We start from the raw sequence: 264 nt of genomic DNA, 5'->3' as shown, positions 1-264 counted from the left end.
CTCGACAGGTTTAGTTTTGCTTACCGCTAGAAGTTGCACTGACTCTGGAGATCGACCACATTTTTGTTCGTCGCGTCGAATTTGAGAGGTGATATGTTCAATATTTTGTTGAATACTACTCATAGCTGTACTTTAGACTTAAGGATTTTAAATGGATATCACTGAGTTACTGGATTTTAGTGTAAAACATAATGCTTCGGATCTACATCTTTCTGCAGGTGTACCACCAATGGTTCGTATTGATGGTGATGTGAGAAAACTGGG

Source organism: Paenalicyclobacillus cellulosilyticus, from assembly GCF_014647315.1.
In the GTDB taxonomy this organism is placed as follows: Bacteria; Bacillota; Bacilli; order Alicyclobacillales; family Alicyclobacillaceae; genus Alicyclobacillus_J; species Alicyclobacillus_J cellulosilyticus.
The sequence above is the reverse complement of the archived record's forward strand: the minus strand, read 5'-3'. Positions refer to the sequence as shown.